The 13,146-nt window shown below is 72.3% G+C and carries 15 protein-coding genes and 1 tRNA gene; 5 read left to right on the top strand and 11 right to left on the bottom strand.

The genetic code is table 11. The annotated features are described in order from the left end of the window. Window positions 1-48: 48 nt before the first annotated feature. On the bottom strand, window positions 49-1,293 hold the full coding sequence (locus tag ACIP5W_RS03155) for a serine hydrolase domain-containing protein (RefSeq protein WP_401465914.1): 1,245 nt from the start codon (window positions 1,291-1,293) through the stop codon (window positions 49-51). Between the two features lie 179 nt (window positions 1,294-1,472). Here ACIP5W_RS03155 and ACIP5W_RS03150 point away from each other — a divergent pair, with 179 nt between their 5' ends. Beyond that, window positions 1,473-1,637 (top strand): hypothetical protein, encoded by a 165-nt coding sequence (locus tag ACIP5W_RS03150; protein ID WP_401465911.1) that lies wholly within the window; start codon window positions 1,473-1,475, stop codon window positions 1,635-1,637. On the opposite strand, the gene ACIP5W_RS03145 is transcribed toward ACIP5W_RS03150, so the two are convergent. Genes ACIP5W_RS03145 through ACIP5W_RS03130 form a run of 4 tightly spaced genes read right to left on the bottom strand, consistent with a single transcriptional unit; the run spans window position 1,615 to window position 5,255 of the window. Beyond that, window positions 1,615-2,205, bottom strand: a complete 591-nt coding sequence (locus ACIP5W_RS03145; protein ID WP_401465908.1) for a GNAT family N-acetyltransferase — start codon at window positions 2,203-2,205, stop codon at window positions 1,615-1,617. The two genes, ACIP5W_RS03150 and ACIP5W_RS03145, sit on opposite strands and share 23 nt — an antisense overlap. A gap of 25 nt (window positions 2,206-2,230) precedes the next feature. Next, a complete protein-coding gene (locus ACIP5W_RS03140) occupies window positions 2,231-3,145 on the bottom strand; it encodes an ATP-binding cassette domain-containing protein (RefSeq protein ID WP_401465905.1) in 915 nt (304 codons plus the stop codon). A gap of 5 nt (window positions 3,146-3,150) precedes the next feature. Beyond that, window positions 3,151-4,227 carry an ABC transporter permease gene (locus ACIP5W_RS03135; protein ID WP_401465902.1) on the bottom strand — a complete coding sequence of 359 codons (1,077 nt, stop codon included), beginning with the start codon at window positions 4,225-4,227 and terminating at the stop codon, window positions 3,151-3,153. Further along, the gene (locus ACIP5W_RS03130) at window positions 4,227-5,255 is read right to left on the bottom strand and encodes a sugar ABC transporter substrate-binding protein (protein ID WP_401465899.1); all 1,029 of its coding nucleotides are present in this window, start codon (window positions 5,253-5,255) and stop codon (window positions 4,227-4,229) included. Before ACIP5W_RS03130 ends, ACIP5W_RS03135 begins: the two co-directional genes overlap by 1 nt. A gap of 278 nt (window positions 5,256-5,533) precedes the next feature. Between ACIP5W_RS03130 and ACIP5W_RS03125 the strand changes: the two genes are divergently transcribed. After that, window positions 5,534-6,319 carry a GntR family transcriptional regulator gene (locus tag ACIP5W_RS03125; RefSeq protein ID WP_401465896.1) on the top strand — a complete coding sequence of 262 codons (786 nt, stop codon included), beginning with the start codon at window positions 5,534-5,536 and terminating at the stop codon, window positions 6,317-6,319. Window positions 6,320-6,322: 3 nt separating this feature from the next. Here ACIP5W_RS03125 and ACIP5W_RS03120 read toward each other — a convergent pair whose 3' ends face one another. From ACIP5W_RS03120 to ACIP5W_RS03105, 4 genes are all read right to left on the bottom strand, one after another. Next, window positions 6,323-7,081 carry an SDR family NAD(P)-dependent oxidoreductase gene (locus ACIP5W_RS03120; RefSeq protein ID WP_401466933.1) on the bottom strand — a complete coding sequence of 253 codons (759 nt, stop codon included), beginning with the start codon at window positions 7,079-7,081 and terminating at the stop codon, window positions 6,323-6,325. 2 nt (window positions 7,082-7,083) lie between these two features. Next, entirely contained in the window at window positions 7,084-8,262 is a 1,179-nt protein-coding gene (locus tag ACIP5W_RS03115) for an acyl-CoA dehydrogenase family protein (RefSeq protein WP_401466930.1), read from the bottom strand. 113 nt (window positions 8,263-8,375) lie between these two features. After that, the gene (locus tag ACIP5W_RS03110; RefSeq protein WP_401465893.1) at window positions 8,376-8,948 is read right to left on the bottom strand and encodes a TetR/AcrR family transcriptional regulator; all 573 of its coding nucleotides are present in this window, start codon (window positions 8,946-8,948) and stop codon (window positions 8,376-8,378) included. A 217-nt stretch (window positions 8,949-9,165) separates the two neighbouring features. Next, a tRNA-Pro gene (locus tag ACIP5W_RS03105) sits at window positions 9,166-9,239 on the bottom strand. A 98-nt stretch (window positions 9,240-9,337) separates the two neighbouring features. On the opposite strand from ACIP5W_RS03105, the gene ACIP5W_RS03100 reads away from it, so the two are divergent. After that, window positions 9,338-9,844, top strand: a complete 507-nt coding sequence (locus tag ACIP5W_RS03100; RefSeq protein ID WP_401465890.1) for a DUF309 domain-containing protein — start codon at window positions 9,338-9,340, stop codon at window positions 9,842-9,844. Between the two features lie 45 nt (window positions 9,845-9,889). Beyond that, window positions 9,890-10,663 carry a precorrin-6A synthase (deacetylating) gene (cobF, locus tag ACIP5W_RS03095; RefSeq protein ID WP_401465887.1) on the top strand — a complete coding sequence of 258 codons (774 nt, stop codon included), beginning with the start codon at window positions 9,890-9,892 and terminating at the stop codon, window positions 10,661-10,663. Between the two features lie 32 nt (window positions 10,664-10,695). On the opposite strand, the gene ACIP5W_RS03090 is transcribed toward cobF, so the two are convergent. Further along, the gene (locus ACIP5W_RS03090) at window positions 10,696-11,442 is read right to left on the bottom strand and encodes a cobalt-precorrin-6A reductase (RefSeq protein ID WP_401465885.1); all 747 of its coding nucleotides are present in this window, start codon (window positions 11,440-11,442) and stop codon (window positions 10,696-10,698) included. Between the two features lie 109 nt (window positions 11,443-11,551). Here ACIP5W_RS03090 and ACIP5W_RS03085 point away from each other — a divergent pair, with 109 nt between their 5' ends. After that, window positions 11,552-12,349, top strand: a complete 798-nt coding sequence (locus tag ACIP5W_RS03085; protein WP_401465883.1) for an HAD-IIA family hydrolase — start codon at window positions 11,552-11,554, stop codon at window positions 12,347-12,349. Here the strand turns inward: ACIP5W_RS03085 and ACIP5W_RS03080 are convergent. Beyond that, entirely contained in the window at window positions 12,338-13,111 is a 774-nt protein-coding gene (locus tag ACIP5W_RS03080) for a sulfite exporter TauE/SafE family protein (RefSeq protein ID WP_401465881.1), read from the bottom strand. The genes ACIP5W_RS03085 and ACIP5W_RS03080 overlap by 12 nt on opposite strands. Window positions 13,112-13,146: the final 35 nt, after the last annotated feature.

The following is a 13,146-nucleotide window of genomic DNA, read 5'->3' as shown; positions in this document are numbered from 1 at the left end:
CGGCGTACGGGCGGCGGCGGGTACCCGGCCCGCCGCCGGACGGCTCCCTCACCTCGGGGCCGGCTGGGCCGGCAGGTTGAAGACGTGGTCCGGCGAGATGATCTTCGTGATGGCTTCGCCGAAGAGGGTGCTGGGCTCCTCGTTCTTGTAGCTGATGTCGGTGTTCAGCACGACGACGAGGGTGGCCTGCGCCGACGGCAGGTAGACGGTCAGGGACTGGTAGCCCGGCAGGGAGCCGTTGTGGCCGATCCAGCCCTGCACGTCGAAGATGCCGAGCCCGTAGCCCGAGCCGGGGACCGGCATGGACGGCGTGATCAGCCGCTGCTTCTGGGTGGCGGGACTGATCATCCTTTCCCCGTCGGGGAATCGGCCGGTGGCCACGGTCCGCGCCCAGACCCGCAGGTCCTCCAGCTTGGAGATCATCGCGCCGGCGGCCCAGCCCCAGGAGGGGTTCCAGTCGGCCGCGTCCTCGACCTTGCCGGTCGCGGTCTGGTTCGTGTAGCCCTGGGAGTGCGGCTGCGGGAACTCGTTGCCGGTGGGGAAGCTCGTGTCGTCCAGGCCCGCCGGGTCGAGGATGTTCTCCTGGATGTAGTCCGCGAGGGTCTGTCCGCTGATCTTCTCGACGACCAGGCCCAGCAGGATCAGGTTGGTGTTGGAGTAGTTGAACTCCGCGCCGGGCTGGAACAGCACCGGGTGCTTGAAGGAGTAGTCGAGCAGTTCCCGCGGCGCGAACGGCCGCTCCGGGTCGGACGTCAGCGCCTTGAAGAAGCCTTCGTCCATCGAGTAGTTGAACAGTCCGCTGCGCATGCCGGCCAGTTGCCGCAGGGTGATCTCGTCGCCGTTCGGTACGCCGTCGACGTACTTGCCGATGGTGTCGTCCAGGCCGATCCTCCCGTCGTCGACCAGCTCCAGCACGGCCGTGACGGTGAACGTCTTGGTCTCGCTGCCGATCCGCATGAAGAGGTCGGGCGACATCTTCCGGTCGGTGTCCTTGTCGGCGACGCCGAAGGACTTCACGTACTCGCCCTTGTCGGGCGTCCAGACGCCGACGGACACACCGGGTACGTCCGCCTCCTTCATGACCTGCTGGACGGCCTGGTCGAGCTGCTGCTCCACGTCGGGCGTGAGCTCGCGGACGGCATCGCCGGAAGGGGTCGGGGAGGGTGCCGCGGCGACGGTGTCCCCGACGAGGGGCGCCGCCCCCGCCGTACCTCCCGCGAGCGGCACTACCAGAGCCGCCACCGCGGCGGCGGCCGCGGCCCCCCTGCACGCACGGACATACGGACGGGTCATGGGCTCACTCCCACCAGGAGACTTCGCCGCAGGCCACAGCCGCACCAGGGGCACGGGCCGCGTGCGGCCCATCAGCACCAGGATAGGAGCGGGTGCGGGCCGCCGCCTGTCGGCGGCCGGCGGCCGACCCCAGGGCCTGTCGGGCGGGTCGTGCCGGAGACCACGACGCCTTCACGCGGGTGGCCCGCACCCGGGGAGCCGTCCGGCGCAAGGCCGTCACCACGCCGGGCGACGAGGGTTCCGTCGGGTTCCACCGCAGCCTCGGTTTCGCCGTCCGGCTGGAGGAGGAGGACAACGGCCCCGGTCAACCACGGGTGGTGTTCACGCGGGAGCTCGTCCGCTGACGGTCCGTACGTGGAGGTGACCCTCGGACGGGAACTCCGTTGGTGCGGGAAGCAGTTCGGCTTCGAAGCCGTAGCCGGCCCTCTCCGCGACGCGGCAGGAGGCGGTGTTGGCGGCGGTGTGCAGCAGTCGCAGACGGGTCACTTCGGGGAGGGCGGTGAAGGCCCAGTGCGTGAGCGCGCCCAGCGCGCGCGGAGCCACGCCCCGGCCGCGTGCGGGGGCGGCGGTCCAGTAGCCGACCTCGGGCTCGGGACCGTGCGGCGCCTTGAGGACGACGTGTCCCGCCGACCGCCCTTCGCCGCCGCCGTCGGGCCGGGCCTGCAGGACGGCGAAGGCGAGGCGTTCCCCCGTCTCCCGGCCGTCGTGCCGCGTCCGCAGCCGGCGCAGCGCCTCGGTCTCGTCCCGCACGGTCGCACTCGCCCGGCGGCGCAGCGCCGGGTCCCGGTATGCCTCGGCCACTCCGGCGGCGTCCTCAACGCGCCACGGGCGCAGCAGCAGTGCGGGCGCCGACGCGGTGGCGTCGGCCTCCGGTCGTACGGCTCGCGGGCCGGTGTCGTGCGTGGCGTCCATGCCCGTCAGCTCAGGTGACGCCCCATCAGTTCTTGTCCCCGCCGTCCTCCGCCGCGGGCGGGGCGAGGTCCTGCTCCTCGGGGAGTTCGTCGACGTCGAGGCCGCGCACCTGGGCCAGTTCGTGTTTGAGGGTGGCGAGTTCGGTGCCGCCGGCCATGTGGTGGGTGAGTTCCTCGAGGCTGACCCGGCTGCGGTCGGCGGAGAGTTCCATGGTGCCCAGGCGCAGGATGCCGAAGTGGTCGCCGACCATGTAGGCGTGGTGCGGGTTGTGGGTGATGAAGATGACGCCGAGGCCGCGGTCGCGGGCGGCGGCGATGTACTTCAGGACGACGCCCGACTGCTTGACGCCGAGGGCGGCGGTGGGCTCGTCGAGGATGAGGACGCGGGCGCCGAAGTGGACGGCGCGGGCGATGGCCACGCACTGGCGCTGGCCGCCGGAGAGGGTGCCGATGGGCTGTTCGAGGTCGTCGAGGACGATGCCCATGTTGCGCAGTTCCTCGTCGGCGGTCCGCTTCATCGTCTCGATGTCGAGGCGCCGCACGGGCCAGGGGCCCTTGGTGATCTCGGAGCCGAGGAAGAAGTTGCGCCACACCGGCATCAGGGGGACGGTGGCGAGGTCCTGGTAGACGGTGGCGATACCGCGGTCGAGGGCTTCGCGCGGGGTGGTGAAGCGCACCGGCTCGCCGTCGACGAGGAACTCGCCCTCGGTGTGCTGGTGCAGCCCTGAGACGATCTTGATGAGGGTGGACTTGCCGGCGCCGTTGTCGCCCAGCACGCAGGTGACCTTGCCGGGGCGGACGGTGAGGTCCACGCCGTGCAGGGCGCGGATGTTGCCGTACGACTTGCCCGCGTTGCGCAGTTCGACCAGGGGGCGGTCGGCGTCGGCCGGGGGGATGTCCGCGAGGACGGCACCGTGGGTGCCGGTCTTGCCGTTCGCCATGGGGGTCACCTCCGGGTGGCCGTGCGTTGGACCCACAGATTGATCAGGACGGCGCCCAGGAGCATGACGCCGAGGAAGGCCTTGAACCAGTCGGGGTTCCAGCCGGCGTAGACGATGCCCTGCTGGACCATGCCGAACATGAAGGCGCCGAAGACCGGGCCGATCGCCGAGCCGTAGCCGCCGGTGAGCAGACAGCCGCCGATGACGGCCGCGGCGATGTAGATCAGCTCCTGGCCGACCCCCTCGCCGGACTGCACCGTGTTGAAGGTGAACAGCTGGTGCATGCCGACGAACCAGGCGCCGAAGCCGACCAGCGTGAACAGGGAGATCTTCGTGAACGTCACCGGGACGCCCACGGCCCGGGCGGACTCCTTGTTGCCGCCGACGGCGAAGATCCAGTTGCCGTACCTGGTGCGCAGCAGGACCCAGGTGGCGAGGGCGGCGAAGACCAGCCACCACACCACGGTGATCTTCACCTGGACGCCGCCGACGTCGAAGGACGAGGCGAAGACCTTCTTCGCCTGGCCGAAACCGTCCATGTCGCTGATGTCGTCGGTGGCGACGTTCCCGGTGACCAGCTTGGTGACCGCGAGGTTGACGCCCTGGAGGATCAGGAAGGTGCCGAGGGTGACCAGGAAGCTGGGCAGGCCGGTCTTCACGAGCATCCAGCCGTTGAACGCGCCGATCCCGAGGGACACGGCCAGCGCGACGACCACACCGGCCCAGACGTTCATCGTGAGCTGGTAGCTGAGCATGCTCGCCGTGAGCGCCGAGGTGACGACGGCGACACCGGCCGACAGGTCGAACTCGCCGCCGATCATCAGCAGCGCCACCGGCAGGGCCATGATCCCGATCGTGGAGGACTGGTACAGGACGTTCGCCATCGAGCTGCCGTCGCGCACCGGCGGAGCCGTGATCAGGAAGAAGACGTACACGGCGACGGCGCCGAGGAAGACCCCCACCTCGGGTCTGGCCAGCAGCCGCAGGGCCAGTGGGCGTCGGGAGGTCCGGCCGTCGGTCTCCTTCGGGCCGGGGGCCGGCGGTGTGGTCACCGCCGGCCCGGCGTGCCGGGTCGTGCTCATCACCGGGTGCCCTTCGCGGCGTACGCGGCGACCGCGTCGACGTTGGACTTGTCGACGAAGGCCGGACCGGTGAGCACCGGCTGCTCCCCGCCGCCCAGGTAGTTGCCGTTGTTCTTGTAGAGCCACAGCGAGTCGATCGCCAGGTAGCCCTGGAGGTAGGGCTGCTGGTCGACGGCGAACTGGATGGTGCCCTGGTCGATGGCGCCCGTGAGGTTCTTGTTCAGGTCGAAGGTGGCGATCTTCGCCTTGCTGCCCGCCTCCGACACCGACTGGACGGCGGTCAGCGCGAACGGGGCGCCCAGGGTCACGACGTAGTCGACGGCGCTGTCCTGCTTGAGCTTGGCGGTGATCGTCGACTTCACCGAGGGCATGTCGGTGCCGTTGACGTACACGGTCTCCGTGGTGCCGGAGAAGGTCTTCTTCACCCCGTCGCAGCGCTGGGTGAGGCCGATGTTGCCCTGTTCCTGGATGACGCAGGCGACCTTCTTGGCGCCCTCGGAGTTCAGCCGGTTGCCGAGCGCCTCGCCGGCCACGGTCTCGTCCTGGCCGAAGAACTCCATCAGACCGAGGTTCTTCCACTCGCTGACACCGGAGTTGAGGCCGACGACGGGTATGTTCGCGGCCTTCGCCTTGGCGACGACGTCCTTGAGGGCGTCGGGTTTGGCGAGGGTGACGGCGATGCCGTCAACCTTCTGGTCGATCGCGTTCTGCACCAGGTTGGCCTGGTTGCCGGCGTTGGGGTCGGCGGAGTAGACCAGCTTGACGTTGTCCTTGGCGGCGGCGGCCTCGGCGCCCTTGCGGACGATGTCCCAGAAGGTGTCGCCGGGCGACTGGTGGGTCACCAGCGCGACGGTCATCCGGGGTGTCGTGGCCTTGCCGGCGGTGGCCTCGCCCCCTGTGTCCTCGGCCTTCTTGCCGCCGGAACTGCTGGAGCAGCCCGCGAGGGCCAGGGCGGCCGCGGCGGCCGCGGCCACGACCGGGGCGATTCTGCGGGAACGGGAGGAACGGGAGGGGGAAGAGCTGTCCATCTTTCCTGCACCTCACTGTGCGACAGGGGAACGACGGGGAAGGGGGAGGCGATCACGAGGATCCGGGCCCGGACCGGAAGGCCGGGAACTGCGCGCTGCTGGGACGGGATCCAATCCCCTGGGGCGCCCCCTGTCAATACTTTGTCAAGACATCACTTCACAAGCAGGTCCGAATGTAAGAACAAAGCATTGACAGGGGGGCGGGCGGGCCCTACACCTGAGGGAGCGATCTCTACCCCGTACGCAGGAGCGTCACCCACCCCCCGAGGAGGTGCCCGATGCCGAGGACCGGTGATCCCTCCCGTGCCGTGCCGGGGCCGGCGCCGGACGCGCTGGACTTCACGCTGGACCGTGGCAGCCCGGTGCCGCTCTACCACCAGCTCGCCCAGCAGTTGGAGGCGGCCATCGAGCACGGGGGACTCGCCCCCGGCGACCTGCTCGGCAACGAGATCGACCTGTCCGCCCGGCTCGGCCTGTCCCGCCCGACGGTCCGTCAGGCCATCCGGTCACTGGTCGACAAGGGTCTGCTGGTGCGCCGCCGCGGAGTGGGCACGCAGGTGGTGCACAGCCAGGTGAAACGGCCGCTGGAACTGAGCAGTCTCTACGACGACCTGGAATCGGCCGGGCAGGAACCGGCAACGCACGTCGTCCGCAACGAACGCGTGCCGGCGGCGGCCGACGTCGCCGCCGCGCTGGGGATGCCGGAGGGCGCCGAGGTCACGCTCCTGGAGCGGCTGCGCTCGACGCACGGACAGCCGTTGGCCCACCTGCGCAACTACCTGCCCCCGGCCCTGCCGGAGTTCGACACGGCACGGCTGGAGGCGACCGGCCTGTACCGGCTGCTGCGCGCGGCGGGCGTCACGCTGCACAGCGCCCGGCAGACCATCGGCGCCCGCTCCGCCACCCCCGAGGAGGCCGCCCTGCTCGCGGAGCGGACGGGGGCGGCCCTGCTGACCATGCGGCGCACGGCGTACGACGACACGGGACGCGCGGTCGAGTACGGGACGCACGTCTACCGTGCGTCCCGGTACGCCTTCGACTTCCGGCTGCTGGTCAGACCCTGAGCGTCACCGCGGCGCCATCCGCAGCGCGCCGTCCATGCGGATGGTCTCGCCGTTGAGGTAGTCGTGGTCGACGATCGCCAGGGCGAGCCTTGCGTACTCCTCGGGCCGGGCGAGCCTGCGCGGGAAGGGCACACCGGCGGCGAGCGAGGCGCGGAACTCCTCGGAGACGGTGGCCAGCATGGGGGTCTCGACGATGCCCGGGGCGATGGTGCACACCCGGATGCCGTACTGGGCGAGATCGCGGGCGGCGGGCAGGGTCAGTCCGACGACGCCGCCCTTGGAGGAGGAGTAGGCGGCCTGGCCGATCTGGCCGTCGTAGGCGGCGATGGACGCGGTGTTGACGATCACGCCCCGCTGGCCGTTGCCGTCGGCCTCGGTCTCGGCGATGGCCTCCGAGGCGAGCGCGAGCACGTTGAAGGTGCCGACCAGGTTGATCTGGATCACCTTCGCGTACAGGGCGAGGTCGTGGACGCCCTTCTTGCCGAGGATCCGCATCGACGGGCCGATGCCGGCGCAGTTGACGACGGTGCGCAGCGGCACGCCCGAGCCGGCCGCGGTGGCGACGGCGGCCCGCACCTGCTCGGGGTCGGTGACGTCGGCGGGCACGTAGCTCACGCCGGGCACCTCGGGCGCCTTGCCGATGCCGTCCTCGAGGTCGAGGGCGAAGACCCGCGCGCCGCCCTCGGCGAGCGCCTTCGCGGTGGCCGCGCCGAGGCCGGACGCACCGCCGGTGACAAGGGCGGCGGTGTTCTCGAGCTGCATCATCACTCCTTGCCGAGGACGGTGAGCGCACCGCCCTCGTTCCGGTCCAGCGCACGCGAGATGATCATGCGCTGGATCTGATTGGTTCCTTCGAAGATCTGCATGACCTTCGCCTCGCGCATGTAGCGCTCGACGGGGAAGTCGCGGGTGTATCCGTACCCGCCGAGGACCTGCACCGCGTCCGTGGTCACCTTCATGGCGTTGTCGGTGGCCACGAGCTTGGCGACGGACGCCTCCCGGGTGAAGGCCAGGCCGGCGTCCTTGAGCCGGGCGGCGGTGAGCGCCGTGGCGCGCGCCGACTCGGTCGCCGCCCCCATGTCGGCGAGGACGAAGGCCAGGCCCTGGTGCTCGATGATCGGCTTGCCGAAGGTCTCGCGCTCGCGGGCGTAACGCACCGCGTGGTCCAGGGCGCCCTGGGCGAGGCCGGTGGCGACGGCGGCGATGCCGAGCCTGCCGCAGTCCAGGGAGGCGAGCGCGATCTTCAGACCCTGTCCCTCCTCCCCGATCCGCCGCTCGACGGGCACCCGCACGCCGTCGAGGCGCATGGTGGCCGTCGCCGACCCCGTCAGGCCCATCTTCCGCTCCGGCGGGTCGGCGCTGAGCCCCGGGGTGTCCGCCGGGACGAGGAAGCAGGAGATGCCGCGGGCGCGGTCGTCGGAGGTGCGGGCCATGACCGTGTAGAAGTCGGCGTACCCGCCGTGCGTGGTCCACGCCTTGGCTCCGTCGAGGACGTACTCGTCGCCGTCGCGGACCGCGCGCGTGAGCATCGCCGCCGGGTCCGAGCCGGCGTGCGGCTCGGAGAGGCAGTACGCGCCGAGCAGTTCTCCGCCCAGCATCTCGGGCAGCCACTTGCGCCGCTGCGCCTCGGTGCCGAAGCGGGCCAGCGGGAAGCAGGACAGCGCGTGCACCGAGATCCCCACGGCCACGCTGGACCAGACCGCGGCGACCTCCTCCAGGACCTGGAGATACACCTCGTACGGCTGTCCCGCCCCGCCGTCCTCCTCGGCGAAGGGCAGCCCGAGCAGGCCGCTGCGCCCGAGGGTGCGGAAGACGTCCCGCGGGAACGTCCCGTCCGCCTCCGCGTCGGCGACCCGGGGCGCGAGTTCCCTGGCGGCGAGGATGCGCGTCAGCTCGACGAGGTCGACGGCCTCCTCGGTGGGCAGGGCGCGGGTGGCGGGCATGTCGGCCTCCACGGAGTGATACTGGAAGGAGTACGAAAGTATCATTCACAGTACTGCACGTGGGTGCGCCGGGGCATCCGCGGACGGGATCGAAGGTGCCGGAGCCGCAGGTCTCAGGAGGAGACGGCGTGCACGATGAGCGAGGCGAGCTGCTCGTACGCCTCGGCGTCGGTCAGCCCGGTGCGCGCCTTCAGCTCGCCCTGCTGGATCTGGCGCATGGTGGCGGCGGCGACCTCGCCGACGAAGGCGGTGTGGACCTCGCGGAAGGCACCGTCGGAGACGCCCTCCGCGATCAGCCGGCGCACCCGCTCCGCCGCCATGCGCGTGTTGGCCTCGTACACCTCGCGCGCGGGCGGGAACTCGGCCACGTCGTCGAGGAAGCGGCGGGACAGCGGGCGCAGTTGCTCGGCCACGGCCGTCAGGTAGACGCGGACGCGGTCGGAGGGGTCGTCGGTCTGCGCCACCCGCTTCTCCACGGCCTCGGTCGCACCCCGGAAGTAGTGCTTGACCGCCTCCACGACCAGCCCCTGCTTGCTGCGGGCCAGCTGGTACAGGGTGGTCTTGGAGCAGCGCAGCCGCTCGGCGAGATCGTCCAGGGTGAGGTCGGAGAACCCCTGTTCCGTCAGCAGCGCGACGAGTCGTTCCAGCAGGTCGGCCTGTCGGGTGGTGCGGCGGGGGGACGGCATGGCCCCAGAATATCCGCGCCGCCGCCGCACCCGGCCGCCCGGCCGCCCGGTCAGGAATCGGCGCGGTCGGGCCTCGGCGCACGGGATCCGGCCGCCGCCCGTCCGTCGGCTCCGACGCGAGGACCGCCGCCCCTCATCGCGCCGGAACATCCCCCGAACGCACCGAAGCCGCCTTCTCACGGATGAGAAAGCGGCTTCCGACCTGCGATGACGCCGGTCGGGACGACAGGATTTGAACCTGCGACCCCTTGACCCCCAGTCAAGTGCGCTACCAAGCTGCGCCACGTCCCGGTGCGCTTCCCGCGGATGTCCGCGTGATCGCGCGAACAGCACTTTACCCCACACCGGGCGCTGCACCGAAAGGGGCGCCGGCGCGGGACAATCGCCCCATGGACGGCATGAGGAACGGCGGGGACGCGCGGGACCGGGACGAGGAGGGGCGGGCGCGCAGCGCGCGGCCGCGGGACGGGCTGGGGCGGCCGCTGCCGTACGGGGCGGCCGGGGTGGAGCGCCAGCCCGAGGGCGTCGTACGCCGTCCGCGGGAGAGTGTCGCCGAGGCGCAGGCGCTGCTGGACGCCGGGAAGCCGTTCCACGCCCACGAGGTGTTCGAGGACGCCTGGAAGTCGGGCCCGGAGGCGGAGCGCGCGCTGTGGCGGGGACTGGCCCAGCTCGCGGTCGGCCTCACCCACGCCGCCCGCGGCAACCTCACGGGCGGGCCGCGTCTGCTGCGGCGCGGGGCGGCGTCCGTGGAGGAGTGGGCCGGCGGCTCCGGGCGGTGGGATCCGTACGGGATGGACCTCGCCGCGCTGGCCGGCTGGGCGCGGCGGCTGGCGGGGGAGGTGGAGGAGTCGGGGACGGCGGTGGACGCGCGGGCCTCGGCGCCGCGGCTGCGCTGACACCCGCCACCGTCACCGCCGGTGGCGTACGGCAGACTCGTGGCCGTGCGAAGGATTCATGTCATCGGTATCGGCGCGGGCGACCCCGACCAGCTGACCCTCCAGGCGGTCCGGGCGCTGCGGAGCACGGACGTGTTCTTCGTCCTCGACAAGGGCGAGGTGAAGAGCGACCTCACGCGGCTGCGCCGGGACATGCTGGACACGCATCTGCCGGACGGCGGTTACCGGGTCGTGGAGGCCCGCGACCCGGAGCGGGACCGCCGCGCGGGCGGTGCCGCGTACTCCCCCGCCGTCGGCGACTGGCGCAGCGCCCGCGCCGGGATCTACGAACGGCTGATCGCCGGGGAACTCGGCGAGGACGAGAGCGGCGCGTTCCTGGTGTGGGGCGACCCCGCGCTGTACGACAGCACGCTCGGCATCCTGGAGGAGGTGCTGGCGCGGGGCGCGGTGACCTTCGAGTACGACGTGGTGCCCGGCGTCAGCAGCGTCTCGGCGCTCGTCGCCCGCCACCGCACGGGCCTGAACCGGGTGGCCGGGCCGGTGCAGATCACCACCGGGCGGCGGCTCGCCGAGGGGTTCCCGGAAGGGGTGGACGACGTGGTGGTGATGCTCGACGCCCACCAGGCCTTCCGCCGGTACGCCGACCAGGACATCGACATCTACTGGGGCGCCTACATCGGCACCCCGGACGAGATCCTGGTCTCCGGCCCGCTCGCCGAGGCCGGCCCCCGCATCGAGCGTCTGCGCGCCGAGGCACGCGAACGCAAGGGCTGGATCATGGACACGTACCTCCTGCGCCGCAATCCCCGAAGCGATTGACCGGGGGCGGCGGGGGCGGCGCCGCGGCCGCGTCAGGACGCGTCGAGCCCCAGCCGCTCCAGTGCTCCGGCCACGTCCGGCACCGCCGTCACGCCCTCCGGCAGCGGCGGCCGCCGTACGACCACGACGGGCAGGCCCAGCCGACGGGCGGCCGTCAGTTTCGCGGCCGTGGCCGCTCCCCCGCTGTCCTTCGTGACCAGCACGTCGATGCGGTGCTCCCGCAGCAGCGCCAGCTCGTCGGTGACGGTGAACGGGCCGCGGGCCAGGACGAGTTCGGTGTCCGGCGGCATCGGCGGCGCGGGCGGCTCCACGGACCGGACGACGAAGTGCTGCCCGGTGAGGTGCGCGAAGGCCACGAGGCCCAGGCGCCCCGTCGTCAGCAGGACGCGTCCGCCCAGCCGGGGCAGCAGTTGCGCCGCCTCCGCGAGGGAGCCCACGGGGTGCCAGCGGTCGCCGGGGCCGGGCCGCCAGCCCGGTCGACGCAGCACGGTCAGGGGCCGTCCGGCGGCGGTCGCGGCACGGGCGGCGTTCGCGGTGATGCCGGCGGCGAAGGGGTGGGTGGCGTCGACCACGGCGTCCACGGCGTGCTCCGCCAGCCAGGCCGCGAGCCCGTCGGCCCCGCCGAAGCCGCCGCTGCGGACGTCCCCCACGAGGGCTCCCGGCCGGGACACCCGCCCCGCCAGTGACGAGGTCACCCGGACACCGGGGCGGGCCGCGAGGGCGGCGGCCAGTTCGCGGGCCTCGGTGGTGCCGCCGAGGACCAGGACGTGGGCGGACATGGCGTCGAGCGTACGAGGCGGGGGCGGCGGCGGCCGCACGGGGCCGGTCCGGGGCAGCACCCGGGTAGTCCTTGGGGCGGACCGCCGGGTCCGGCGTTATCGTCCCCGTATGGGTGCTGTGCGTGCCGTCCTGATCGACGTCGACGGGGTCCTCACCGTCTCCTGGGAGCCGCTCCCGGGGGCGGTGGAGGCGCTGCGGGCGGTGCGGGAGGCGGGGTTCGGCGTCGTCCTGGTCACCAACACGACCTCGCGGACCCGGGCCTCGATCGCGACGACGCTGGCGGACGCCGGTTTCCCGGTGGGCGCCGAGGACGTCCTCACCGCGCCGGCCGCGACCGCCGCCCACCTCGCCGAGCGGTTTCCGGGCGCCCGGTGCGCGCTGCTGAACAGCGGTGACGTCGAGGAGGACCTCGCGGGCGTGAACCGGGTCGGCCTCGACGCGGACGGCGTGGACGTGGTGGTCCTCGGCGGGGCGGGTCCCGAGTTCGGTTACGAGGCGCTGGACCGGGTCTTCGGGCACCTCCAGCGGGGCGCGCGGCTGGTGGCGATGCACCGCAACCTGTACTGGCGCACCGACGCGGGACTGCGGCTGGACGCCGGGGCGTTCCTCGCCGGGCTGGAGGCGGCCGCGCGGGTGGCGGCCGAGGTGACGGGGAAGCCGTCGCCGGCGTTCTTCGCGGCCGCGCTGGGGCACCTCGGGGTGGACGCCGGACAGGCGCTGATGGTGGGCGACGACGTCGAGTCGGACGTCCTCGCGGCGCAACGGGCGGGGATCACCGGAGTGCTGGTCAGGACCGGCAAGTTCCTGCCGCAGGCGCTGGAGGCGGCCGACGGCACCCCGGACCGTGTCGTCGACTCGTTCGCGGACCTGCCCGCCCTGTTGGCAGGGCTGCGGTCAGCGCAGTAGCAGCTGGAGGCCGCCCACCACCGTCGCCGCGATGACGAGCCGCTCGAACAGCCGCTGGTCGATGCGGTGCACCGCCCACCTGCCGAGCAGTGCCCCGGGGACGACGAACACGGCGAGCGCCGCGTCCAGGAGCAGCGAGCGGCCGTCGATCAGGCCGAGGCCCACGCTGAAGGGCACCTTGGAGACGTTGACGATGAGGAAGAAGAAGGCGGAGGTGCCGAGGAAGCCGAGTTTGCGGAATCCCGCCGACAGCAGGTACATCGACATCACCGGGCCGCCGGCGTTGGCGACCATCGTGGTGAAGCCGCCGAGGACGCCGTAGGAGCGGGCCTTCAGACGGCCGGCGCGGGTCACCACGGCGTCGGGGTCGTCGGCCGCCTCGGCGGTGCGCCGCCGCCACACCGTGACCCCGGCCATGAACAGCAGGATCGCGCCGATGGAGGTGCGGACGACCGCGTCGTCGGCCCGCATGAGGAACAGCGTGCCGAGGACGACGCCGGCGGCCACCGCCGGGAACAGCCGCCACAGCGTGGGCCAGTGGGCGTGCCTGCGGTAGGTGAGGACGGCCAGTACGTCCCCGGCGATCAGGACCGGCAGGAGGACGCCGGTGGAGGCGCGGGCGGGCAGGACCGCGGCGAAGATCGCCAGGCTGACCGTGTTGGCCCCGCTGACGGCCGTCTTGGAGAAGCCGACCAGGAGGGCCGCGAGGGCGAGGGCGGCGAACTCCCAGCCGGTGATGTGCCACAACGTCATCGTGTTCATGCGGGGACCGATGCTACGCACAGGTGATCGGTCCC

The sequence above is a fragment of the Streptomyces sp. NPDC088766 genome, from assembly GCF_044750845.1.
Classification (GTDB): Bacteria; Actinomycetota; Actinomycetes; order Streptomycetales; family Streptomycetaceae; genus Streptomyces.
The sequence above is the reverse complement of the archived record's forward strand: the minus strand, read 5'-3'. Positions and strand labels throughout refer to the sequence as shown.